This is a genomic window from Microbacterium sp. SA156 (assembly GCF_049065455.1).
In the GTDB taxonomy this organism is placed as follows: Bacteria; Actinomycetota; Actinomycetes; order Actinomycetales; family Microbacteriaceae; genus Microbacterium; species Microbacterium barkeri.
The window spans coordinates 158010-180032 of sequence record NZ_JBAKGU010000003.1; the positions used below are offsets into that span (position 1 = coordinate 158010).

A 22023-nucleotide genomic window follows, 5' to 3' on the forward strand; every position below is an offset into this window, starting at 1 on the left:
CACTCCCGCCGCCCGTCACTCCGCATCGTCATCGTCCGAGAGTGTGGCCGGCCACGCATCCAGGAGCAATCCCGCGAAGCAGCGATGCGAGCCGCGAGGGTCGCGGCGTTTCACGTGAAACGCCACACGAACCCGGTGCCCACACGCAACCGATCCAGCCACTCCCGCATGGGTTTCACGTGAAACTCATCTGCACCCAGGACCACGCCGCGTGCGCAGCAACTCACACCTCGTGCGGTCGTGACCCGATGCCGAGAAGGTGCGTCGACAGGTCCGGGCCGTACGGACTCGCCTCCAGGCGCTTCGCAAGCACCTCTCCGGCCGCGACCACCTCCTCGTCCGGCGCCATCAGCTCGAGACCCATCCCGCCGGGACCTTCCAGCCCCACGACCTCCACGTCCACGAAGCCGGCCTCCGAAAGCTCGTGGGAGAGCTCCGCAGCCGTGTGATGATGACCACCCGGAAAGCGCCCCGCGGCGGGCTCCAGCGATCCCGCCGTGGTTCCGTTCTCGAGCAGCACGCGCACCTCATCCGCGGGCAGATCGCGAAATCCACGAGCCAGCACCGTCTTGGTCAGTGCAGAGAGGCGAGAGATCGCTCCCGCGAACACGACTCCACCCGGGCGCAGGACGCGGAGCGCCTCAGCCAACGCGCGCAGCCGATCGGCCCGATCCTGCAGGTGGTAGAGCGGCCCGAGCATGATCACCGCGTCCGCGCTCGCGTCGACGTCTTCCAGAGAACGTGCATCCCCGACCAGAGCCCTCACCCCGGGGATGCGGGCAGCGACGTCGACCTGGGCAGGCACCGGATCGACCAGGGTCACGGCATGCCCGTCGGCAACCAGCCAGCGCGCATGCGTGCCGGTCGCCCCGCCGACGTCCAGCACGGTCGACGCGGGCTGCAGCCGGGCGCGGACCAGCGACTGAACACGGAGGAACTCGAGTCGACCCGCCGCCGATCGCGAGGACAGGCGCTCGCCCTCGTAGAAATGCTCCCCGTAGTACGCGCGGATGCGTTCGTCGCGCTCGCGTTGATCCATGCTCCGAGGCTACCGAGAGGCGGCGCACGGAACCATCACCGGTCGTACGACGAAGGGAATCCCAGATCAGCAGGCAATTACGCGCGGACGAGAGCGCGCACGACCCGCGTGGGCTCTGAGATCGTGCCCTCGCCGACCATCTCGACGCGGACATCCGAGAGCTTGTACTTCCGGATGGCCTTCGCCGCGGCATCGATCTCGTTCGGAGCGCTCTGCCCCTTGAGGAGGATCAGCTCTCCGCCGTCGCGCACGAGCGGAGCAGTCCAGGGGATGAGCGTCCTCAGCGCCGACACCGCGCGTGCGGTGACGGCGTCGAGCACACCCTCCCAGCGCCCCGCCTCTTCGGCGCGTGCGCGTTCGACCACGACGTTGTCGAGGCCGAGCGCCGCGACCTGCTCGTTGAGCCAGGTCGTGCGACGCTCCATCGGCTCGATGAGCACCCACTGCACGTCCGGCCGCGCGATCGCGAGCACAAGCCCCGGCAGGCCGGCACCCGACCCCACGTCGCCGACGCGTCCGCCCTCGGGGAAGAGGGGCGCCGTCACGGCGGAGTTGAGGATGTGGCGCGACCACAGGCGCGGAACCTCGAGGGGGCCGATCAGCCCGCGCTCCTCGCCGTGCTCGGCGAGTGCCTGCGTGTACGTGCGCGCCAGATCGATCCGATCTCCGAAGAGCGCGGCCGCCTCGGCGGGCTCGGCCTCGAGGCCGGCGGGGGAGGAGACCATCAGCCGCGGCGGATGACCGTGTGGCGGTCGGGTCCCTCGCCGTACGACTCCGAGACGAGACCGCGGTCCGCAGCGATGTCGTGCACGAGCTTGCGCTCGTACGACGACATCGACGGAAGGGACGCCTGCGTGGCCCCCTCCTCGAGCTTCGCGACGGCCGCGTCGACGAGCGTCTCGAGCTGTCGACGGCGGACGTCGCGCGAGCCGCCGATGTCCAGGATGAGCCGCGAGAAGGCGCCGGTCTCGCTCTGCACCGCGAGCCGGGTGAGCTCCTGCAGAGCCTGCACGGTGTCCGGGTGCGAGATCACGCGCAGCGACGCGTCGTCCGACTCGACCGACACGTACGCGCGCCCCTGGCGCACGTCGAGCGTGAGGTCGCCGTCGATGTCGGCGATGTCGAGAAGGCCCTCGAGGAAGTCGGCGGCGACATCGCCCTCGCGCTCGAGGTCCGCCTCGGTGGGGGCGTCGGCCGCGGTGGCGGGCTGCGTGTTCATGGCGTCCATTCTCGTGTGGCCGGTGCGGGCGGAGGGGGCGTCAGCTCGACGCGCCGTCGGGTCGCTGCTGCTTCTTCGCGCGCTTCGCGCTCATGGGCTGCTGGCGCTTGGGCTGCTTCGCGCGGGCCTCCTCGGCCTTGCGCAGCAGCTCCTGCTGCTCGGCCTCGTACTCGGCCATCGTGACGACCTTGCCCTGACTGTTGATCGCCTTGCCCTTGCGGGCGAGACGCGCCTCGCGCTCCTTCGCGGCATCCGAGCCGGGCGTCGGGAGCTCGCGGATCACGAGGAACTGCTGGCACATCGTCCAGAGGTTGTTGAAGAACCAGTACGAGACGACGCCGAGCGGGAAGAAGACGCCCGAGAAGATCATCGCGAACGGGATGATGTAGAGCATGATGCGCTGCATCTGGTACGCCTGGCCGGTCTTGGCCTCGGGCGAGAGGTTCTTCGAGACGATCTGCAGCTGCGTGAAGAACTGCGTCGCGATCATCAGGGCGACCATGATCACGAGGATGATCGTGGTGCCGACCCAGCCGTCGGGGCGGTACTGGATGGCGTCGACGAGCGTCTCGCTCAGCGGCGCGATGTCGAAGAGCTTCGCGTCGTTGAACTGCTGAGTGAGCTCCGGCGACAGCAGGCCGACGCCGCCCTTGTTCGCGGCCGCGTGCGCCTTGATGTCGTACAGCGTGTAGTACAGCGAGAAGAAGACCGGCATCTGCACGAGCAGAGGCAGGCAGCTCGACACCGGCGTCGTGCCGTGCTTCTTGTACAGCGCCATGGTCTCGCGGCTCATCGCCTCGCGAGAGAGCTGATCGCGCTTGCCCCGGTACTTCTCCTGGATCTTCTTCATCTCAGGAGCGATTTCCATCATCTTGCGCTGGCTCTTGATCTGCTTCACGAAGAGCGGGATCAGAGCCGTGCGCACGATGACGACGACGCCGGCGATCGAGAGGACCCAGGTGAGTCCGCCGTCCACCGGCATGCCGAAGAAGGTCAGGACGGCGTGCCAGCCGACGAGGATCATTTCGATGACCCAGCGGATGGGCCAGAGGATGATTCCGAGGAAGTCCACGGAGGTCAGTCCTTTCGTAGCGGCACGACGAAGCCGTGACGGGTGAGGTCGTAGCGGAAGCGCGGGTGCGGCGTCACGTCGTCTTCGCCGCCCGCGGCCCACGGGTGGCACCGGGCGATGCGCATCGCCGCCAGTCCCGATCCTTTCACGAGACCGTGCTGCTGCACGGCCGTCACCGCATATGCGGAGCAGGACGGGTAGTACTTGCAGACGTCGCCGTAGAGGTGCGAGATCGTCGCGCGATATCCGTGCAGGAGCACGAGGCCGGCGTTGCGCGGCAGCAGCGGGAGCGCCCGAACGGCGTCGGATACGCGAAACCGCGCCGACCCTGTGGCCGACGCGGGCAGCACGCTCATGCCGCCGCCTTGCGCGCGAGGCAGCGCGTCACCTCGGAGCGGAGCTCCTGGAAGGTGGCGTCGGCCGCCGAGGGCAGGGCGCGGATGACGACATCGGCCCCCGGTCGCACGTCCGGAAGCGCCTCCGCGCACACCGCCTTGAGGCGGCGGCGTACGGTGTTCCGCGTGACGGCGTTGCCGACGGCCTTGCTGACGATGAATCCGAACCGCGGCGCGCGCTCCTCGAAGGAGTGCACGACGTGCGTCACGGTCGACGCACCGGCGCATCGAGAGCCTCGACGCACGACCTTGCGATAGTCGGCGCCGAGGACCAGGCGATGCGGCCTCGCGAGCACGGACTCGTCGTCGGGATTACGCCGAGAGCTCGACGCGACCCTTGCCGCGACGTGCGGCGAGGATGGCGCGGCCGGCGCGGGTGCGCATACGAGCGCGGAAGCCGTGCTTCTTGGCACGACGACGGTTGTTGGGCTGGAAAGTGCGCTTGCTCATGGAATCACTCCGGAGGGATGGTCACCGGAATCATGTGACCGGAGACGAGAGTTGGTGGAGCCCGGAAGGGCATAAGTCAACCGATTTAGAGTACGCCGACCGAGGGCGATCCTGCAAATGAGGCGGACAACCTGACAGTATCTCCACAGTGTCGGATCCGCGCCCGCAGGAACACGCGAGCGCGCGCCAAGACGGAGTTTGCCGTTCGCCATCCATCCACTAGCGTGTCACGAAGTTATCCACAGGCTAGGGGAGGCCATGAGCGCGCACGAGATCCCGGACGTCCCCGTCTGGCGCACGGTGCTGGCGGAGCTGGCCAGCGACGATCGGATCACTCCTCTTCTCGAGGGATACCTGAGTCTCGCCGTCCCTCAGGGCGTCATGGGGGGCACCCTCTACATCGACGTGCCGAACGATCTGACGGCCGCCCAGATCAACAAGCGCATGCGCGAGCCGATCATGGAGGCGCTCGAGCGCATCGGCGCCGACGCCAAGTCGTTCCGCGTGTCGGTGAATCCCGAGCTCACCGAGGCGTCCTTCGACGCGCCCGCGCCGCCGGTCCCCGTGGAGGCTCCGCAGCGCCCTGTCGCATCGACGTCCGCGGCGGCGCCGCCGCAGAGCAGGTCGCGGGAGGACACCCGCCTCAACCCGAAGTACACCTTCGACAACTTCGTCATCGGCCAGTCGAACAGGTTCGCGCACGCCGCGGCCGTCGCCGTCGCCGAGGCACCGGCCAAGGCGTACAACCCGCTCTTCATCTACGGCGACTCGGGCCTGGGCAAGACGCACCTCCTCCACGCGATCGGCGACTACGCGCTCAACCTCTATCCGGGCGTCCGCGTGCGCTACGTCTCGAGCGAGGAGTTCACGAACGACTTCATCAACTCGATCGCGAACAACCGCGGCGCCGCCTTCAACGCGCGGTACCGCGAGGTCGACATCCTGCTGATCGACGACATCCAGTTCCTGCAGGGCAAGGCAGAGACGCAGGAGACGTTCTTCCACACCTTCAACACGCTGCATGACCACGACAAGCAGGTGGTCATCACGAGCGACGTCGCGCCCAAGCTCCTCACGGGCTTCGAGGACCGCATGCGCAGCCGCTTCGAATGGGGCCTCATCACGGATGTCCAGGCACCCGATCTCGAGACGCGCGTCGCGATCCTGCGGAAGAAGGGGCAGGCCGAGCGCCTCGACATCCCCGACGACGTGATCGAGTACATCGCCTCGAACGTCTCCACGAACATCCGCGAGCTCGAGGGCGCCCTCATCCGCGTCTCGGCGTTCGCGAGCCTCAACAGGTCGCCCGTCTCCCTCGAGCTCGCCCAGACCGTGCTGCGCGACATCGTCGACCAGTCCGAGGACACCGTCGTGTCGCCGAACGACATCATCAGCGTGACCGCCGGCTACTTCAAGCTCACCGCCGACGATCTGCACGGCTCGAGCCGCGCTCAGTCCGTCGCGCAGGCCCGTCAGATCGCCATGTACCTCTGCCGCGAGCGCACGAGCCTCTCGCTCCCCAAGATCGGGCAGCTCTTCGGAGGACGCGACCACACGACCGTGATGTACGCGTACCGCAAGATCAACGAGCTCATGAAGGAGAAGCGCTCGGTCTACAACCAGGTGCAGGAGATCACCACGCAGCTCGGGCGGCGCTGACCCGTCCTTCCCGCACGAGGGCTCGGAACCACGCGTTCCGGGCCCTCGCCGGCGTCTGCCGGACAATACGGCCTCGATCGGGACATGCGCTTTCCGTCACCTGTACGCCGCGTGACGTATGCCTGAACGCGCTCTTGACGCAGGGCGCGTCGACCCCCTATAACAAGTTCTCCCCATGTGAAAACTCCTGTGGATAACTGGGGAGACACGCCTCGGACGGTGTGGAGGACACGCCACGGATGTGTGGAACCGCCTGTGACAGCGGCTCGGCGGCCATCCGAGCCGTCCACGACGCGTCCGCAGCTCCTCCACAAGTCACACACATGTCGTTCCCTACTCCCGCCTCGCATCCACAGAGTTATCCACACTGTCCACAGCGGTTAACACGGTTAAGAGATCTCTTGTCTGAAAGGGCCTCCGATGACCTTCTCGACGGACGGTCGAACGCGGGGCACTAGCATGGGAGACCCGTGGGCCAAGAGCGCCCGTTGTTGTGATTCCGAGGGGAGCGACACGTGAAGTTCCACGTGAACCGCGACGTCTTCAGCGAGGCCGTCTCATTCGTCGTCAAGCTGCTGCCGCAGCGCAACCCTCAGCCGATCCTGGCGGGCGTGCTCATCGAGGCGAACGGCGACGGCAGCCTCGCCCTCTCTGCGTTCGACTACGAGGCGTCGGCGCGCACGACGATCGAGGCCACGGTCGACGAGCCGGGCACGATCCTCGTGCACGGCCGACTGCTCTCCGACATCGCGAGCCGCCTGCCGAACCAGCCGATCCAGATCTCGACCGAGGACGACGGCAACATCGCGCTGACGTGCGGCTCCGCGAGCTTCGCCCTCGCGTCGATGCCGGTTGAGGAATACCCCGCGATCCCGGAGGTCACGGGCGAGTCGGGCCTCGTTCCCGGCGACGACTTCGCGACCGCGATCTCGCAGGTCGCGTTCGCCGCGTCGCGCGATGACGTGACCCCCGTCCTCACCGGCGTGCAGCTCGAGGTCTCGGGCACGGGCCTGAGCCTCGTCGCCACGGACCGGTACCGCGTCGCGCTCCGCGACATCCCGTGGGACGGCAGCCAGCAGGAGGCGACGGCGCTCGTGCCGGCGCGCACGCTGCAGGAGGTCGGCAAGACCTTCTCCCACGGCGGCAACATCTCGATCGCGTTCTCCGGCTCGGGCGACCGCGAGATCATCGCCTTCACGGCCGGCAACAAGACGGTGACGTCGCTGCTCATCAAGGGCAACTTCCCGCCGGTCCGCCGTCTGTTCCCCGCGCAGACCGAGCACTACGCGGTGGTGAGCACCGCCGACCTCGCGGAGGCCGTGCGCCGCGTGTCGCTCGTGCTCGACCGCTCGGCGCCGCTGCGCTTCACGTTCTCGACCTCGCAGGTCACGATGGACGCCTCGGGCGGCGACCAGGCCCGCGCGTCCGAGTCGGTCGACGCGCACCTCACGGGCGGCGACGAGGTCACCCTCGGGCTCAACCCGCAGTACCTGCTCGAGGCGCTCGGCGCGGTGAAGAGCGAGTTCGTGCGGGTGACGTTCACGTCGAGCGACAACGCGAACAAGCTGAGCCCGATCCTCATCACGAGCCAGACGTCGGTCGATCAGGCGGGTCAGGACTCGTTCAAGTACCTGCTCCAGCCGAACCTGCTGCTGAGGTAGGACCCGGGCGCGGGCCGCGCGCCGCTGATCGGTCGTTGAGCGAGCGGAGCGAGACGAAACGTCGCGACACGACGTCCTGGATCGCCTCCGCGCATCCCGGAAGGAGGTCGAGGACATGATCGTCGAGCACCTCAGCCTCGTCGACTTCCGCAACTACGCAGAGGCCGAGCTCGCCCTGCAGCCGGGGCCGAATGTCCTCGTCGGGCGGAACGGCCAGGGCAAGACCAATCTCGCCGAGGCGATCGCGTATCTCGCGACGCTCGGCTCGCACCGGGTGTCGTCGGATGCCCCGCTCGTGCGCGAGGGGAAGGACGCGGCGTTCGTCCGCGCGCGTCTCGCGCACGGCGCCCGTCGCGTGACCCTCGAGCTCCAGATCAACAAGCAGGGGTCGAACCGCGCGCGCGTGAGCGGCTCTCCCGTGCGCACCTCCGAGCTGCCGCGCTACGCGCAGGCCGTGCTCTTCGCCCCCGAGGACCTGCAGATCGTGCGCGGCGACCCCTCGCAGCGTCGTCGTTTCGCCGACCAGCTGCTCATCCAGCGCACGCCGCGCATGGCCGGCGTCATCGCCGACTACGAGCGGACCCTGCGGCAGCGCACCGCGCTGCTGAAGTCCGCGCGGGCGCGCGGTCTCAAGGGGGCGCAGCTGTCGACGCTCGACGTGTGGGATGACAAGCTCGTGGCGCTGGGCTCGCAGCTCATCGACGCGCGCGTGCGCCTCGCGCAGGATCTCGCCGAGCCCGTCGCCGCGGCCTACGCGGGGGTGGCGGGCGAGGACCATCGCCCCGAGCTCAGCTGGGTGCTCTCCGTCCGCGGCGCGGATCCCGAGGAGGGGGATGAGCTGCCCGCCGGCGCGGACGAGGGCTCGACCGAGGAGCTCTTCCGGTCCGCGCTCGCGGCGCGCCGCGCGCGGGAGCTCGACCGCGGGCTGACCCTCGTCGGTCCGCATCGCGACGACCTCCTGCTCACGGTTCGCGGCCTCCCCGTGAAGGGCTACGCGTCGCACGGCGAGTCGTGGTCGGTCGCGCTCGCCCTGCGTCTCGCGTCGGCCGAGTTGCTGCGCGCAGAGTCTCAGGGCGGCGACCCCATCCTCATCCTCGACGACGTGTTCGCCGAGCTCGATGCCGACCGCCGCCGGCGCCTCGCCGACGTGGTCGCCGACTTCGAGCAGGTGCTCGTCACCGCGGCCGTCGCCGCGGACGTGCCCGAGCCGCTGCGTGCGAACGCGGTGCGCATCGAGGCCGGAGCCGTCCTCGGGCCGCTCGCGGACCATCCGCTCTCTCCGGAGCCCTCGGATGGCTGAGCCCGAGGTCCCCGAGACGATCGCGACGTACCTGCGGCTGCGCGGGCTCGAGCCCAGCAAGAGGTATCGCAAGAAGCGACGGATCATCGACGACGACGATGAGAACGCGCCGTTCGCGCCGGGGCGCGACCCGAAGCCGCTGGGAGAGGCGCTCGACGTGCTCACCCGATCGAGCGGATGGGAGCCGCACCTCCAGCGCGAGGACCTCGCGCTGAACTGGGAGGAGATCGCCGGGCCCGACAACGCCGCGCACTCCCGGATCGAGACCTTCTCGAACGGCGTCGTCGTCGTGCGGTGCGACTCGACGCCGCGCAGCAAGCAGATGCATCTCATGCGCGCGCACTTCCTCACGCGGGTCGTGCAGCTGTACCCCGAGGCGGGCGTCACCGACATCCGCTTCTTCGGGCCCGACGTGCCCTCCTGGAATCACGGCATCAGGCGCGTTCCAGGGCGCGGCCCGCGCGATACCTACGGCTAGCACGGGTCGGATCGTAGGCTGCCTGTTTTTCTCGCGTGAGACGGGCGGTGACGGCCGCGGCCGAGCGCTCGGGACGATAGACTCGGAAGGCTGCCGATCACAGATGTGGAGCACTTCTTCCTATGACGAGCGAAACCCCTCAGAACGAGTCCGAGCCGATCGACGACGGTCGGGCAGACGAGAGGGGCGACGCCGCATCGGGCCCCCGCAAGGTGCAGAACGAGTACGGCGCCGATGCGATCCAGGTCCTCGAGGGCCTCGAGGCCGTGCGCAAGCGCCCGGGCATGTACATCGGGTCGACCGGTCCGCGCGGTCTGCACCATCTCGTCTACGAGATCGTCGACAACTCGGTCGATGAGGCGCTCGCGGGCTACTGCGACACGATCGTCGTGACGCTGCTCGCGGATGGCGGTGTGCGGGTCGTCGACAACGGGCGCGGCATCCCCGTCGCGATGCACAAGACCGAGGGCAAGTCGACGCTCGAGGTGGTCCTCACCGTGCTGCACGCGGGCGGCAAGTTCGGCGGCGGCGGCTACGCGGTCTCCGGCGGCCTGCACGGCGTCGGTTCGTCAGTCGTCAACGCGCTCTCGACCCGCCTCGACGCGGTGGTCAAGCGCGACGGCTACGTCTGGCGCCAGTCGTTCTCGGGCGGCGGCGTGCCGATCGCGCCGATCGAGCAGGGCGAGGCCACCGAGGAGACGGGCACGAGCATCACGTTCTGGCCCGACGCGGAGATCTTCGTCGAGGGCGTCGAGTTCGACTACGAGACGCTCCGCACCCGCTTCCAGCAGACGGCGTTCCTCAACAAGGGCCTGCGCATCGAGCTGTCGGACGAGCGCGAGTCGTCGGCGGAGGAGGTCGAGGCCGAGGACGGCTCGACCGAGATCGTCAAGCGCCACAACGTCTTCCACTACGAGCGCGGCCTCGTCGACTACGTCGAGTACCTGAACAAGGTGCGCAAGGCCGAGCGCGTGAACGAGGAGATCGTCGTGCTCGAGTCGGAGCAGGGCGATGGCCGGATGGCCGTCGAGATCGCCATGCAGTGGACGACGAGCTACACCGAGAACGTCTTCACGTACGCGAACATGATCAACACGCACGAGGGCGGCACCCACGAGGAGGGCTTCCGCGCGGCGCTCACCTCTCTCGTCAACCGGTACGCGCGTGCGAACAACATCATCAAGGAGAAGGACGACAACCTCACGGGCGACGACGTCCGCGAGGGGCTGACCGCCGTCATCTCCGTGAAGCTCTCCGAGCCGCAGTTCGAGGGCCAGACGAAGACGAAGCTCGGCAACACCGAGGCCAAGGCCTTCGTGCAGAAGGTCGTGAACGACCAGCTCGCCGACTGGTTCGAGCGGAATCCCGCGCAGGCGAAGAACATCATCCGCAAGGCGATCGACGCGGCGACGGCGCGGATGGCCGCGCGCAAGGCGCGCGAGACGGCGCGGCGCAAGAGCGTGTTCGAGTCGGCCGCGATGCCCGACAAGCTCAAGGACTGCACGTCGAAGGACCCGTCGATCAGCGAGATCTTCCTCGTCGAGGGAGACTCCGCAGGCGGCTCGGCCGTGGGCGGCCGCGACCCGCACACGCAGGCGATCCTCGCCCTGCGCGGCAAGATCCTCAACGTCGAGCGGGCGCGCATCGACAAGGCGCTGGGCAACAAGGAAGTCCAGGCGATGATCCAGGCGTTCGGCACGGGCATCGGGCCCGAGTTCGACATCGAGAAGGCGCGCTACCACAAGATCGTGCTGATGACGGATGCCGACGTCGACGGCCAGCACATCACGACGCTCCTGCTGACGCTGCTGTTCCGCTACATGCGCGGGCTCGTCGAGGCCGGCTTCGTGTACCTCGCGATGCCGCCGCTCTACCGCCTCAAGTGGTCGAACGCGCCGCACGAGTACGTCTACAGCGACCGCGAGCGCGACGCGCTCCTCAAGGAGGGCGCGGCCGCCGGCAAGCGCCTCCCGAAGGACGCGGGCATCCAGCGCTACAAGGGTCTCGGCGAGATGAACGACTCGGAGCTGTGGGACACGACGATGAACCCCGAGACGCGCACGCTGCGTCAGGTGACCATCGACGACGCCGCCGCGGCCGACGAGATCTTCTCGGTGCTCATGGGCGAGGACGTCGAGTCCCGCCGGAGCTTCATCCAGCGCAACGCGAAGGACGTGAGGTTCCTGGACATCTGACGACTCCGGCGAGCGAGACGCCACCCGGTCGTCGAGCGAGCGAAGCGAGTCGAGACGTCGCACGCCGACCTCACGAACTGATCCGAAACTGAGAGACCATGACTGACGAGAGCAACGACGAGCAGCGCCCCGACCTCACGGCGGCCCACAACCACGGCCGCATCGACCAGGTCGACCTGCAGTCGGAGATGCAGCGCAGCTACCTCGACTACGCGATGAGCGTGATCGTGGGGCGTGCCCTTCCGGATGTGCGCGACGGCCTCAAGCCCGTGCACCGCCGCGTTGTGTACGCGATGTACGACGGCGGCTACCGGCCCGACAAGAAGTTCTCGAAGTGCGCCCGCGTGGTCGGCGAGGTGATGGGTCAGTACCACCCGCACGGCGACACGGCGATCTACGACGCCCTCGTGCGCCTCGTGCAGCCCTGGTCGCTGCGGTACCCGCTGGCGCAGGGACAGGGCAACTTCGGGTCGCCCGGAAACCAGGGCGCGGCTGCGCCCCGATACACCGAGACGAAGATGGCCCCGCTCGCGCTCGAGATGGTGCGCGACATCGAGCAGGAGACCGTCGACTTCCAGGACAACTACGACGGCGAGACCCAGGAGCCGTCGGTCCTCCCGGCGCGCTTCCCGAACCTCCTCGTCAACGGCTCGGTCGGCATCGCGGTCGGCATGGCGACGAACATCCCCCCGCACAACCTGCGCGAGGTCGCCGACGGCGCCCTGTGGGCCCTCGAGAACCCCGACCTGCCGCGCGAGGAGCTGCTCGGCGGCCTCATGCAGCGGATCCCCGGCCCGGACTTCCCGACCGGTGCGCAGATCCTCGGCACGAAGGGCATCCACGAGGCGTACCGCACGGGGCGCGGGTCGATCACGATGCGCGCGGTCGTCGAGATCGAGGAGATCCAGGGCCGCACGTGCCTCGTGATCACCGAGCTCCCGTACCAGGTGAACCCCGACAACCTCGCCGTGAAGATCGGCGAGCTCGCCCGCGAGGGCAAGGTCACCGGGATCGCCGATATCCGCGACGAGACCTCGGGCCGCACGGGCCAGCGTCTCGTGATCGTGCTCAAGCGCGACGCGGTCGCGAAGGTCGTGCTGAACAACCTCTACAAGCACACCGAGCTGCAGACGAACTTCGGCGCGAACATGCTCGCGATCGTCGACGGCGTGCCGCGCACGCTCCCGCTCGACGGCTTCGTGCACTACTGGATCGCCCACCAGCTCGACGTCATCGTCCGCCGCACGGAGTTCCGCCTCCGCAAGGCCGAGGAGCGCATGCACATCCTGCGCGCGTACCTCAAGGCGCTCGACGCCCTCGACGAGGTGATCGCGCTCATCCGCCGCTCCCCGACGGTCGACGAGGCGCGCGAGGGCCTCAAGGCGCTCCTCGAGATCGACGACATCCAGGCCGACGCCATCCTGCAGATGCAGCTGCGCCGCCTGGCCGCCCTCGAGCGCCAGAAGATCATCGACGAGGCCGCCGAGCTCGAGGCGCAGATCGAGGACTACAAGGCGATCATCGCCGACGAGGGCCGTCAGCGCGTGATCATCCGCGAGGAGCTCACCGAGATCGTCGACCGCTTCGGCGACGAGCGCCGCACCCACATCCTCCACGGCTTCGACGGCGACGTGTCGATCGAGGACCTCATCGCCGAGGAGGAGATGGTCGTCACGATCACGCGCGAGGGCTACATCAAGCGCACGCGCAGCGACAACTACCGCTCCCAGCGTCGCGGCGGCAAGGGCGTGAAGGGCGCGCAGCTGCGCGCCGACGACGTCGTGGAGCACTTCTTCGTCACGACGACCCACCACTGGCTCCTCTTCTTCACGACGAAGGGCCGCGTCTACCGGACCAAGACCTACGAGGTTCCCGAAGCCGGCCGCGACGCGAAGGGCCTGCACGTGGCGAACCTGCTCGCGCTGCAGCCCGACGAGCAGATCGCCCAGGTGATCGAGCTGAAGTCGTACGACGACGCCGAGTACCTCGTGCTCGCGACGCGCTCGGGCCTCGTGAAGAAGACGCGGCTCACGGAGTACGACTCGAACCGCCAGGGCGGCATCATCGCGATCAACCTGCGCGACGGCGACGAGCTCGTCAGCGCGCTCACGGTGAACGCGGACGACGACATCCTCCTCATCAGCCACCACGGCATGTCGCTGCGGTTCTCGGCGACCGACGACGCGCTGCGTCCGATGGGCCGCTCGACGAGCGGCGTGAAGGGCATGTCGTTCCGCGAGGGCGACGACCTGCTGTCGGCATCGGTGGCGGCGCCCGGCTCGTACGTGTTCGTCGTGACCGACGGCGGCTACGCCAAGCGCACCGCGATCGAGGAGTACCGGGTCCAGGGCCGCGGCGGTCTCGGCATCAAGGTCGCCAAGCTCAACGACGACCGCGGCGTGCTGGCCGGCGGCCTCATCGTCCAGGAGGATGACGAGGTTCTCGTGGTTCTCGAAAAGGGCAAGGTGGTACGCTCTGCCGTGGCCGAGGTACCTGCGAAGGGCCGCGACACGATGGGTGTCGTCTTCGCGCGGCCCGACAAGAACGACCGCATCCTCGCGATCGCCCGAAACACCGAACGCGGGCTGAGCGACGAGAGCGGGGAAGACGCCGACGAGGCGGCCCCGGGATCCGAGACCCCCGAAGGAACCACTGACGCATGAGCACAGTAGCGGACAAGCTCGCCAAGAAGCAGGCGCACAAGACCAGCGCGAAGCAGGTGCGTCTGCGCCTGGTGTACGTCGACTTCTGGTCGGCCGTGAAGCTGTCCTTCCTCGCCGCGGTGGCGCTCGCCGTCGTGACGATCGTGACGTTCTTCCTCATCTACATGGTCGTGCAGACGACGGGCCTCATCGCCCAGGCCGATGAGCTCATGGCGGCGTTCTCCGACGGCGAGCTGACGCTGTCCGCGTTCGTCGGGCTGCCGCAGGTGATGGCGTTCGCCGCGGTGGTGGCCATCCTCAACCTCATCGTCGTGACCGTGCTGGGCGCGGTCGTGGCGGGGATCTACAACCTCGCCGTGAAGATCACGGGCGGTCTGCTCGTGGGCTTCACCTCGAACTGACTCGCCTCACGCGGGAAGGGCCGGGCATCCGAGGATGCCCGGCCCTTTCGCGTTCGCCTCAGGCGACCACGCGTCCCGCTTGGAGCCGGATGACCCGGTCGGCCGCCGTGATCGACGTCTCGTCGTGCGTCACGCAGGCGACCGCCGCTCCGCGCGCGGCCTCCTCGCGCAGGATGGCGCGGGTGCGGTCGCGGCTGCGCGCGTCGAGCCCGGCGGCGGGCTCGTCGAGGAGCAGGATGGCCGGGCGACGCACGATCCCCTGCGCGAGCAGGGCGCGCTGACGCTGCCCTCCGGAAAGGCTGGAGAGGGGGCGCTCCTCGAGCCCCGTGAGCTCGACGCGCGCGATCGCGTCGGCCACGGCTCGCCGGCCATCCGCTCGGCGACGACGGGTCCCGCGCGCCCAGGTGCCCATCGCGACCGTCTCGCGCACCGTCACGGGCAGGGTGTCTGGTGCCTCGGGGCGCTGCACCACGAGGGCGACGTCGCCGTCTCGAGAGACACGACCTGACCGCGGCGTGCGCACGCCGGCGAGCAGCTCGACGAGGGTCGACTTCCCCGAGCCGTTGGCGCCCGCGATCGCCGTCACCTCGCCGAAGGCGAGATGCATGGAGATGTCGTGCACGGCATCCTCTGCTCCGTAGGCGAAGCACAGCGAATGGGCGAGCAGGGCGGGGCGGTGGGAGCGCATCCCGCCCACTATAGCAATTGATAATCGTTCTCATTTTGGGTTAGGCTCGACCACCGTGTCCTCCTGGCTCCTCGATCCCCTCAGCACGGCGTTCGTCCTGCGCGCCCTGACCGGCGGCGTGCTCGTCGCGCTCATCTGCGGCATCGTCGGCACCTGGGTGGTCATCCGCGGGATGGCCTTCCTCGGCGAGGCGATCGGCCACGGCATGCTCCCCGGCGTCGCGATCGCGACCGTGCTGGGGCTGCCGGTCCTCATCGGAGGCGCGGTGAGCGCCGTCGCGATGAGCGCGGCCATCGGAGCGCTGCAGCGGCGGGGGCGGCTGTCATACGACACGAGCATCGGGCTGCTCTTCGTCGGGATGCTCTCCCTCGGCGTGATCATCGTGTCGCACTCGCGCACCTTCGCCACGGATGCCACCGCCATGCTCTTCGGCGACATCCTCGCGGTCGACCTCGGCGACATCGCGCTCCTCGCCGGCGCGCTCGTCGTCACCGTCGCGGTCGCCGCCCTGTTCCATCGCGCATTCGTCGCGTCGGCGTTCGACCGGCGCATCGCGCACACCCTCGGCCTGCGCCCCCGTCGTGCGCAGCTCGCGCTGGTCGGGCTCGTGACGCTCGCGGTCGTCTCGTCGTATCAGGCCGTCGGGTCGCTGCTCGTCGTGGGGCTCCTGCTCGCACCGGCGGTCGCCGCGCGGCCCTGGACGACGCGCATCCCCGTCACGATGGCGCTCGCGGGCGCGATCGGCGCGCTCTCGGTGCTCGTGGGCCTCCTCGTGTCGTGGAACGCGGGCACCGCGGCCGGCGCCTCGATCGCGGGCAGCGCCATCCTCCTCGCGGCGCTGTCGGGCGTCGTCCGATCGAGCATCGACCGGATGCGCCGCCGCACCGCGGCCCATGGCCCGGAGACCGCGGATGGGCCGACGCACGCCTCCGCGACCGCGCGCTCGCGCGAACCGCACATCGCCCGAACGGCGGCGATCCGATGACCCGGAAGGAACCCATGACCCGAAACCTCCCCCGCCACCGACTCTCGATCGCCCTGGGTGCGGGAGCTCTGCTCCTCGCCGGATGCGCCGGAACCGCGCCGGCGGCCGCGCCGCCGACGAGCTCGTCACCGGCAGCCGACGGACACGGATCGGTGGCCGGGGCCGCTCAGGTCGACGAGCCGCCGCTTCAGCTCGTCTCGATCGACGAGGAGGGGGCCGTCGGGGTGCTCGACCTGCTTGACGGAACGGCCGTCGAGCTCGGCGAGATCGGCGCTCCGACCGCGGTCGCGACGGATGGCCGCTACGTCTTCGCGACGACCGAGGCCGGGGTCGAGATCGTCGACAGCGGCACGTGGACCTGGGATCACGTCGACCACTTCCACTACTACCGCGCGGAGCCGCGCCTCGTCGGCACGCTCGAGGGGTCGGGCACCGCCGCGGTCTCGACGGGACCGCTCGCGACGGCCGGCGCGACGGGCATCGTCCTCGGCGAAGACGCCGTGCTGCTCGACAACAAGGCGCTCTCGAACGGCGAGATCGTCGAGACGCTGCGTCTCGACGCCGGTTCCGCCGACGGCATCATCGCGCCGCTCGGTGCGGGCGCGCTCGTGAGCGAGGCCGACGCGGACGGTCGCGTGCAGAGCCTGCGCTTCGCCCCGGCGGAGGGCGACCAGGCGGAGGCCGAGACGCCGTGCGTCGACGCCGAGGGCACGATCACGACGCGCGTCGGGCTCGTCGTCGGCTGCGCCGACGGCGCCGTGCTCGCGACGGTCGACCGCGGCGAGCCCGTCTTCGAGCGCATCCCGTACCCCGAGGGGACGACCGCCGAGCGTGCAACCGCGTTCGACGGTCGCAAGGGGCGCCCGACGGTCGCCGCTCTCGCGGGGGAGCGCGGCTTCTGGCTGCTCGACACCCGGGAGCGGGCGTGGCGGCTCGTCGAGACGGAGGCACCGCTTCTGCGTGTCGCGGCGGTCGACGACGCGGACGGTCATGTCGTCGCGCTCGATGTGGAGGGCCGCGTGCGCGTCTACCTCGCCGAGACCGGTGCCGAGATCGGGGCGTCCGAGCCGCTCCTGCCGCAGACGCTGGCCGACGCCGACGCGCTCGCGGGCGTCTCGCTCACGGTCGATGCGCAGCGCGCGTACGTGAACGCGCCGCTCGAGGGGGTCGTCCACGAGATCGCCTATGCCGACGGCGCGCGCGTCGCGCGATCGCTCGAGACGCCGACGGCTCCCGCGTTCGTCGCGGAGGTCGGGCGATGAGGCGGATGGCTGCCGGGCTGCTGGCTGCGCTCGCGCTCGCGGTGAGCGGGTGCGCGGCCATCGCGCCCGCGGACGAGACGCCGCGGATCGTCGTGACCACGAACATCCTCGGCGACGTCGTGCAGAGCGTCGTGGGCGACGAGGCGGAGGTGCTCACCCTCATGAAGCGCAACGCCGATCCGCACTCCTTCGAGATCTCGGCACAGGAGGCCGCGTCGCTCGGCGATGCCGACCTCATCGTGTCGAACGGGCTCGGCCTCGAGGAGGGGCTGCAGCAGCACCTCGACCGCGCGGAGGCGGAGGGGGCGCGGATGCTCGCGGCCGGCGACGTCGTCGACGTCCTGCCGTACGCCGAGGGCGGTGCGCCGGACCCGCACTTCTGGACCGACCCTGCGCGGATGGTCGAGGTCGTCGATGCGCTCGAGGCGGCGGTCGCCGACATCCCGGGGATCGATGCCGCCGTCGTCGGAGGCAACGCGGACGCCTATCGGAGCGAGCTCGCGACGCTCGACGAGGAGATGACCGCGGCGTTCGCGGCGATCCCCGAGGAGCGACGTGCCCTCGTCACGAACCACCACGTCTTCGGATACCTCGCCGACCGCTTCGACTTCCGCGTGATCGGCGCGGTCATCCCCGGCGGCACCACCCTCGCGGCGCCGAGCGCCGCCGACCTGCGCGACCTCGCGGGCGCGATCGAGGAGGCGGGGGTTCCGACGATCTTCGCGGAGTCCTCGCAGCCCGACCGGCTCGTGCAGGTGCTCGCGAGCGAGGTCGGCATCGAGGTCGACGTCGTCGAGCTCTTCACGGAGTCGCTCACGGAGCCCGGAGAGGGCGCCGACACCTACCTCACCATGATGCGCGCGAACACCGAGCGCATCTCCCAGGGCCTGAGCTGAAGGCCATCCCGGAAAGGAACACGATGACACGACACACACGACGTCTGACGGCGGCGGCCGTGATCGCGGGGGTCTCCCTCCTCGCGACCGCGTGCGCGACCACGTCGGGCTCAGGTGCCGCCCCCGACACCGCGAGCGAGGAGCCGGCGGCTCCGGCGGAGGGTCGCGTCGCGGTGGCCTACGAGAACGGCATCGCGGTGCTCGACGGCACCTCGCTCGAGGTGGTGGACACCTTCGAGACCGAGGAGTTCACGCGGCTCAATCCGTTCGGCGACGGACGGACGATCGCCGTGACCACGTCGAAGGGGTTCCAGATCCTCGACACGGGAGCGCCCGAGCTCACCGATCTCGTCTTCGAGGCGGCTGCCGCCGGGCACGTCGTGGTGCACGAGGGGAAGACGGTGCTCTACGACGACGCGACGAGCGAGACGACCATCCTCGACACCGACGTGTTCGCTGGTGGCTACGACTCGCTTCCGGAGGGCGAGACGCACCGCTCCGAGGCCGCGCACCACGGCGTCTCGATCGTCCTCGAGGACGGCACTCTTCTCACGACCGTCGGCGACGAGACCGCGCGGTCGGGTGCCGTCGCGCTCCACGCGCACGACGACCACTGGGATGAGCTCGCGTCGAGCGACAAGTGCCCCGGCATCCACGGCGAGGGGACCGCGGCCGGCGAGGCCGTGATCTTCGGCTGCGAGGATGGTGCGCTCCTCTTCCACGACGGCGCGTTCGAGAAGTTCACGGCGCCCGACGAGTACGGGCGGATGGGCAACGCGTACGTCTCGGAGACGAGCCCGATCGTCGTCGGCGACTACAAGAGCGACCCCGACGCCGAGGGCTACCTGCTCAACGCGGTGACGCTCATCGACACCGCCGCACACACCTACGAGGTCGTGGAGCTGCCGGACGAGGTGCAGTACACGTACCGCGATGTCGTGCGCGGGCCGGAGGATCTCGCGTACATCCTCTCGACCGACGGACAGATCCACGTGCTCGACCCCGAGACGGGTGAGATCGTGGACGCGTTCCCCGTCGTGGAGCCGTGGGAGGGGCCGGCCGAATGGCAGGACCCGCACCCCACGATCAAGGTGAACGGCGACATCGCCTACGTCACCGAGCCCGCGTCGAACGCCGTGCACGCCGTCGACCTGACGACGGGCGAGACCGTCGCGACCGTCGAGCTCGAGGCCGCTCCCAACGAGATCGCGGTGGCGCTCGGCTGAGCGGCCCCTTTCCGGTGAGACTAGCCCCCGTCGCCCGGACTAGCGCTCCGGGCGCAGGTATCGGCGACCGGGGCTAGTCTCACCGGCGATCGGGTGCGACACCCCCGGGAGGGCGGCGTCGATTGGCGCCGGCCTCCCGGTTCGGGTATGCTCTTGCAGGTTGAGAGTTCGGCTCTCGCAAGACGGGGCTATAGCTCAGGCGGTTAGAGCGCTTCACTGATAATGAAGAGGTCCCAGGTTCAAGTCCTGGTAGCCCCACTCCGTCTCCTCTCGGGGCCTTAGCTCAGTTGGTAGAGCGCTTGCTTTGCAAGCAAGATGTCAGGAGTTCGAATCTCCTAGGCTCCACACGCAGGAATCGCCCCGGCCACTCGGCCGGGGCGATTCGCGTTTCCGCGCCGGAGCTCACCGGGAGCGCGGCAGCTCGACGGGGCTGCGGGCGGACGGGGAACGCGCGCTGCCGGTGAACAGAACGGCATAATGTCTCTGCGGCGGCGAGCGAGCACGGAGTGCGACCCTCGCCGACGTCTCGCGGAGGGGCATCCGCAACGCGCAGCGGCGCCGTGCCGTAATCGCTTGGGCACGTTCGACGAGAGGAACCGGACGATGTTCTACCCGCCGATGGCGGGGTACGCGGTCATCCTGATCGTGTCTCTGTGCCTTGCCGTCGTGAGTTCCCGCGGGCGTCTGGCGCGAAACCTCGCGGTCGGGGTCCGCACCCGCCAGACGCTGCGCTCGGACGCGGCGTGGGTGGCGGCGCAACGCGCGAGTGTTCCCTACCTCGTCGCCCTCGCTGCGATCTCCGGCCTGCACGCCGTCGCGCTCCTGATCGTGGAGTTGACGGATGGTCCGAGCAGCTGGGGGCACGCGCTGGCCGTGGGCGGGTTCGTGCTCGTCGTGGTCGTGGCCCTTCTGGCGCGGCGCGGCGCGGACCGTGCGGCCAGGCGCGCAAGCGGAACCGAGTCATAGCCCGCGCGTGACGGATCCTGGTTCCGTCTGCCCAGGCGGCGCCGTCGTGACCAGCGTCGGCGTATCCCTTGTGGGAGGGTGGATCAAGGCCGCGACCGGATGAGTGGAGAGAGCATGAACCAGGTTCTTCGCACGGCGCTGTTCGCCGGCGCGCTCTTCTTGGTGTCCGTGTTCGTCTTCTGGCTGACCGGAGGAAGGGTCGACCTGACGACGCTGCTCGTCATCGGCGCTGTGGTCCTGTCGGCCACGGTCGTCGTGACGCTCATCGAGAAGTCGCGCCGGGGCCGCCGACAGCACCGTCCTTAGGCGAGAGGGCATCGCATCGCGAGGCGCTCTCACCCCTGCGGACTCGCGACCCTGCTCTGCGGATCGCCGACATCCTGGATACGATCCCGCTGCCGGCGCTCGGTGAAGCCACCTCTGACCCCGGGGTGCACCTCCTTACTCACGCGCTCGTTGCGCGGGCCGGCGCCGTCGATCCCCGGTCGATGAGCGTCGGCGAGAGGCGGATGTGCCGGGGCTCGGCCTCGGGGTCGTCGAGCCGGGCGAGGATGGCGCGCGCGGTCTCCGCTCCCACGTCGCGGCTGCGGTCGTCGATCGTCGTGAACGACAGGTAGCGGCTGTTCGCGAGGGGCGAGTCGTCGTAGCCGACGAGCGACACGTCATGCGGGATGGCGAGACCTCGGTCGCGCAGGGCGGCCGCGGCGCCCAGCGCCATGACGTCGTTCGACGCGAAGATCGCGGTCACGTCCGGATGTGCCTCGAGCAGTTGCCGTGCCGCGCGGTAGCCCCCCTCATCGCTCGTCTCGTGCTCACCGCCGGTCAGCAGCGGATGGAGCCCGGCTTCGCGCATCACACGGGTGTACGCAGCGCGCCGCAGGGCCGCCGACCCTCCTCCGCCGGTGAGATGCCCGATGCGACGATGGCCGAGCTCGAGGAGATGCCGCGTCGCGATCCGCGCGCCCTCGGTGTCGTCGTTCGCGACCGTGTCCGCGCCGGGGATCGAGCCCGCGCGCCCGCCGACGACGGCGACCGGGACGGGGATGCGCAGGGCCGCCGCATCCGGCTCGGCGGCGACGACGACGGCCTCGGCATGGGTCGCGATGAAGCCCTCGACCGCGTGCGCGTCTCGGCGGAGGTCGGCCACGCTGACCTGGAAGCCGGCGGGGTCGAGCACATCGCGCATGCCATCGAGGAGGTCGACGAACCAGAGGTTGCGGAAGTCGTCGATCACGAGGCCGATGTTGCGTGTGCGCACTCCGGCGAGCGCGGTGGCGGCTCGGCTCGGACGGTAGTCGAGTGCGCGGATGGCCTCCTCGACCGCGCGACGCCGCTCCGGGCTGACCTTTGGCGAGCCGCGGAGAACGAGGGAGACGAGCGACTTCGACACGCCTGCGCGCTGGGCGACGTCGTAGATCGTCGGTCGGGACGCGGTCATGAGATTCCCCTTTGACAGGACATTACGTCG

22 protein-coding genes and 2 tRNA genes are annotated in these 22023 nt (G+C 69.5%); 15 read left to right on the plus strand and 9 right to left on the minus strand.

The window, feature by feature from the left end; genetic code table 11:
- Window positions 1-223: 223 nt before the first annotated feature.
- The 7 genes from ACOWU6_RS04290 to rpmH all read right to left on the minus strand — a co-directional run bounded on the left by ACOWU6_RS04290 (window position 224) and on the right by rpmH (window position 4175).
- Window positions 224-1039, minus strand: a complete 816-nt coding sequence (locus ACOWU6_RS04290; protein ID WP_421074838.1) for a class I SAM-dependent methyltransferase — start codon at window positions 1037-1039, stop codon at window positions 224-226.
- A 77-nt stretch (window positions 1040-1116) separates the two neighbouring features.
- Window positions 1117-1764 carry a 16S rRNA (guanine(527)-N(7))-methyltransferase RsmG gene (gene rsmG, locus ACOWU6_RS04295; protein ID WP_271172533.1) on the minus strand — a complete coding sequence of 216 codons (648 nt, stop codon included), beginning with the start codon at window positions 1762-1764 and terminating at the stop codon, window positions 1117-1119.
- The gene (locus ACOWU6_RS04300) at window positions 1764-2258 is read right to left on the minus strand and encodes a protein jag (RefSeq protein ID WP_324013303.1); all 495 of its coding nucleotides are present in this window, start codon (window positions 2256-2258) and stop codon (window positions 1764-1766) included. Before ACOWU6_RS04300 ends, rsmG begins: the two co-directional genes overlap by 1 nt.
- Before the next feature lie 40 nt (window positions 2259-2298).
- Window positions 2299-3330 carry a membrane protein insertase YidC gene (gene yidC, locus ACOWU6_RS04305; RefSeq protein WP_282978364.1) on the minus strand — a complete coding sequence of 344 codons (1032 nt, stop codon included), beginning with the start codon at window positions 3328-3330 and terminating at the stop codon, window positions 2299-2301.
- Window positions 3331-3335: 5 nt separating this feature from the next.
- On the minus strand, window positions 3336-3686 hold the full coding sequence (yidD, locus tag ACOWU6_RS04310; protein ID WP_271172530.1) for a membrane protein insertion efficiency factor YidD: 351 nt from the start codon (window positions 3684-3686) through the stop codon (window positions 3336-3338).
- Window positions 3683-4021, minus strand: a complete 339-nt coding sequence (gene rnpA / locus ACOWU6_RS04315; RefSeq protein WP_271172529.1) for a ribonuclease P protein component — start codon at window positions 4019-4021, stop codon at window positions 3683-3685. The genes yidD and rnpA overlap by 4 nt, the downstream gene beginning before the upstream one ends.
- Window positions 4022-4037: 16 nt before the next feature.
- Window positions 4038-4175 carry a 50S ribosomal protein L34 gene (gene rpmH / locus ACOWU6_RS04320; RefSeq protein ID WP_156242570.1) on the minus strand — a complete coding sequence of 46 codons (138 nt, stop codon included), beginning with the start codon at window positions 4173-4175 and terminating at the stop codon, window positions 4038-4040.
- A 258-nt stretch (window positions 4176-4433) separates the two neighbouring features.
- Here rpmH and dnaA point away from each other — a divergent pair, with 258 nt between their 5' ends.
- The 7 genes from dnaA to ACOWU6_RS04355 all read left to right on the plus strand — a co-directional run bounded on the left by dnaA (window position 4434) and on the right by ACOWU6_RS04355 (window position 14532).
- Window positions 4434-5834: a chromosomal replication initiator protein DnaA gene (gene dnaA / locus ACOWU6_RS04325; RefSeq protein WP_282978359.1), complete on the plus strand. Its 1401-nt coding sequence runs from the start codon at window positions 4434-4436 to the stop codon at window positions 5832-5834.
- A 515-nt stretch (window positions 5835-6349) separates the two neighbouring features.
- Window positions 6350-7495: a DNA polymerase III subunit beta gene (dnaN, locus tag ACOWU6_RS04330; RefSeq protein WP_271172527.1), complete on the plus strand. Its 1146-nt coding sequence runs from the start codon at window positions 6350-6352 to the stop codon at window positions 7493-7495.
- 115 nt (window positions 7496-7610) lie between these two features.
- Complete coding sequence (gene recF, locus ACOWU6_RS04335) at window positions 7611-8795, plus strand: DNA replication/repair protein RecF (protein WP_421074839.1); 1185 nt, start codon at window positions 7611-7613, stop codon at window positions 8793-8795.
- Window positions 8788-9273 carry a DUF721 domain-containing protein gene (locus tag ACOWU6_RS04340; RefSeq protein ID WP_421074840.1) on the plus strand — a complete coding sequence of 162 codons (486 nt, stop codon included), beginning with the start codon at window positions 8788-8790 and terminating at the stop codon, window positions 9271-9273. Before recF ends, ACOWU6_RS04340 begins: the two co-directional genes overlap by 8 nt.
- A 122-nt stretch (window positions 9274-9395) precedes the next feature.
- Window positions 9396-11468, plus strand: coding sequence for a DNA topoisomerase (ATP-hydrolyzing) subunit B (gyrB, locus tag ACOWU6_RS04345; RefSeq protein ID WP_282978355.1), 2073 nt, complete (start codon window positions 9396-9398; stop codon window positions 11466-11468).
- Between the two features lie 98 nt (window positions 11469-11566).
- Window positions 11567-14131 carry a DNA gyrase subunit A gene (gene gyrA / locus ACOWU6_RS04350; protein ID WP_282978353.1) on the plus strand — a complete coding sequence of 855 codons (2565 nt, stop codon included), beginning with the start codon at window positions 11567-11569 and terminating at the stop codon, window positions 14129-14131.
- Window positions 14128-14532 carry a DUF3566 domain-containing protein gene (locus tag ACOWU6_RS04355; protein WP_271172522.1) on the plus strand — a complete coding sequence of 135 codons (405 nt, stop codon included), beginning with the start codon at window positions 14128-14130 and terminating at the stop codon, window positions 14530-14532. The genes gyrA and ACOWU6_RS04355 overlap by 4 nt, the downstream gene beginning before the upstream one ends.
- A gap of 58 nt (window positions 14533-14590) precedes the next feature.
- Here ACOWU6_RS04355 and aztA read toward each other — a convergent pair whose 3' ends face one another.
- On the minus strand, window positions 14591-15220 hold the full coding sequence (gene aztA / locus ACOWU6_RS04360) for a zinc ABC transporter ATP-binding protein AztA (protein ID WP_421074841.1): 630 nt from the start codon (window positions 15218-15220) through the stop codon (window positions 14591-14593).
- A 55-nt stretch (window positions 15221-15275) separates the two neighbouring features.
- Between aztA and aztB the strand changes: the two genes are divergently transcribed.
- The 8 genes from aztB (at window position 15276) to ACOWU6_RS04400 (ending at window position 20861) form a co-directional block, all read left to right on the plus strand.
- Window positions 15276-16205 carry a zinc ABC transporter permease AztB gene (gene aztB, locus ACOWU6_RS04365; protein ID WP_271172520.1) on the plus strand — a complete coding sequence of 310 codons (930 nt, stop codon included), beginning with the start codon at window positions 15276-15278 and terminating at the stop codon, window positions 16203-16205.
- A 14-nt stretch (window positions 16206-16219) separates the two neighbouring features.
- Window positions 16220-17467, plus strand: a complete 1248-nt coding sequence (locus ACOWU6_RS04370) for an ABC transporter (protein ID WP_421074842.1) — start codon at window positions 16220-16222, stop codon at window positions 17465-17467.
- Window positions 17464-18363, plus strand: coding sequence for a zinc ABC transporter substrate-binding protein AztC (gene aztC / locus ACOWU6_RS04375; RefSeq protein WP_421074843.1), 900 nt, complete (start codon window positions 17464-17466; stop codon window positions 18361-18363). Before ACOWU6_RS04370 ends, aztC begins: the two co-directional genes overlap by 4 nt.
- Before the next feature lie 23 nt (window positions 18364-18386).
- A complete protein-coding gene (aztD, locus tag ACOWU6_RS04380) occupies window positions 18387-19589 on the plus strand; it encodes a zinc metallochaperone AztD (protein WP_421074844.1) in 1203 nt (400 codons plus the stop codon).
- A 184-nt stretch (window positions 19590-19773) separates the two neighbouring features.
- Window positions 19774-19847: transfer RNA gene (locus ACOWU6_RS04385), tRNA-Ile, on the plus strand.
- A 14-nt stretch (window positions 19848-19861) separates the two neighbouring features.
- Window positions 19862-19934: transfer RNA gene (locus ACOWU6_RS04390), tRNA-Ala, on the plus strand.
- Window positions 19935-20162: 228 nt separating this feature from the next.
- Complete coding sequence (locus ACOWU6_RS04395; protein ID WP_421074845.1) at window positions 20163-20555, plus strand: SdpI family protein; 393 nt, start codon at window positions 20163-20165, stop codon at window positions 20553-20555.
- Between the two features lie 114 nt (window positions 20556-20669).
- Complete coding sequence (locus tag ACOWU6_RS04400) at window positions 20670-20861, plus strand: hypothetical protein (protein WP_421074846.1); 192 nt, start codon at window positions 20670-20672, stop codon at window positions 20859-20861.
- 139 nt (window positions 20862-21000) lie between these two features.
- On the opposite strand, the gene ACOWU6_RS04405 is transcribed toward ACOWU6_RS04400, so the two are convergent.
- Window positions 21001-21993 (minus strand): LacI family DNA-binding transcriptional regulator, encoded by a 993-nt coding sequence (locus ACOWU6_RS04405; RefSeq protein ID WP_421074847.1) that lies wholly within the window; start codon window positions 21991-21993, stop codon window positions 21001-21003.
- Window positions 21994-22023 lie beyond the last annotated feature (30 nt).

Excerpts from the sequence above, each read along its gene's own strand:
- ACOWU6_RS04290 (WP_421074838.1), bottom strand. The coding sequence starts at position 1,039 with ATGGATCAACGCGAGCGCGACGAACGCATCCGCGCGTACTACGGGGAG.
- ACOWU6_RS04400 (WP_421074846.1), top strand. The coding sequence starts at position 20,670 with ATGAACCAGGTTCTTCGCACGGCGCTGTTCGCCGGCGCGCTCTTCTTG.
- aztA (WP_421074841.1), bottom strand. The coding sequence starts at position 15,220 with ATGCGCTCCCACCGCCCCGCCCTGCTCGCCCATTCGCTGTGCTTCGCC.
- rsmG (WP_271172533.1), bottom strand. The coding sequence starts at position 1,764 with ATGGTCTCCTCCCCCGCCGGCCTCGAGGCCGAGCCCGCCGAGGCGGCC.
- ACOWU6_RS04370 (WP_421074842.1), top strand. The coding sequence starts at position 16,220 with ATGACCCGAAACCTCCCCCGCCACCGACTCTCGATCGCCCTGGGTGCG.
- recF (WP_421074839.1), top strand. The coding sequence starts at position 7,611 with ATGATCGTCGAGCACCTCAGCCTCGTCGACTTCCGCAACTACGCAGAG.
- aztC (WP_421074843.1), top strand. The coding sequence starts at position 17,464 with ATGAGGCGGATGGCTGCCGGGCTGCTGGCTGCGCTCGCGCTCGCGGTG.
- ACOWU6_RS04355 (WP_271172522.1), top strand. The coding sequence starts at position 14,128 with ATGAGCACAGTAGCGGACAAGCTCGCCAAGAAGCAGGCGCACAAGACC.
- gyrB (WP_282978355.1), top strand. The coding sequence starts at position 9,396 with ATGACGAGCGAAACCCCTCAGAACGAGTCCGAGCCGATCGACGACGGT.
- rpmH (WP_156242570.1), bottom strand. The coding sequence starts at position 4,175 with ATGAGCAAGCGCACTTTCCAGCCCAACAACCGTCGTCGTGCCAAGAAG.
- aztD (WP_421074844.1), top strand. The coding sequence starts at position 18,387 with ATGACACGACACACACGACGTCTGACGGCGGCGGCCGTGATCGCGGGG.
- gyrA (WP_282978353.1), top strand. The coding sequence starts at position 11,567 with ATGACTGACGAGAGCAACGACGAGCAGCGCCCCGACCTCACGGCGGCC.
- dnaA (WP_282978359.1), top strand. The coding sequence starts at position 4,434 with ATGAGCGCGCACGAGATCCCGGACGTCCCCGTCTGGCGCACGGTGCTG.
- ACOWU6_RS04340 (WP_421074840.1), top strand. The coding sequence starts at position 8,788 with ATGGCTGAGCCCGAGGTCCCCGAGACGATCGCGACGTACCTGCGGCTG.
- ACOWU6_RS04300 (WP_324013303.1), bottom strand. The coding sequence starts at position 2,258 with ATGAACACGCAGCCCGCCACCGCGGCCGACGCCCCCACCGAGGCGGAC.
- ACOWU6_RS04405 (WP_421074847.1), bottom strand. The coding sequence starts at position 21,993 with ATGACCGCGTCCCGACCGACGATCTACGACGTCGCCCAGCGCGCAGGC.
- yidD (WP_271172530.1), bottom strand. The coding sequence starts at position 3,686 with ATGAGCGTGCTGCCCGCGTCGGCCACAGGGTCGGCGCGGTTTCGCGTA.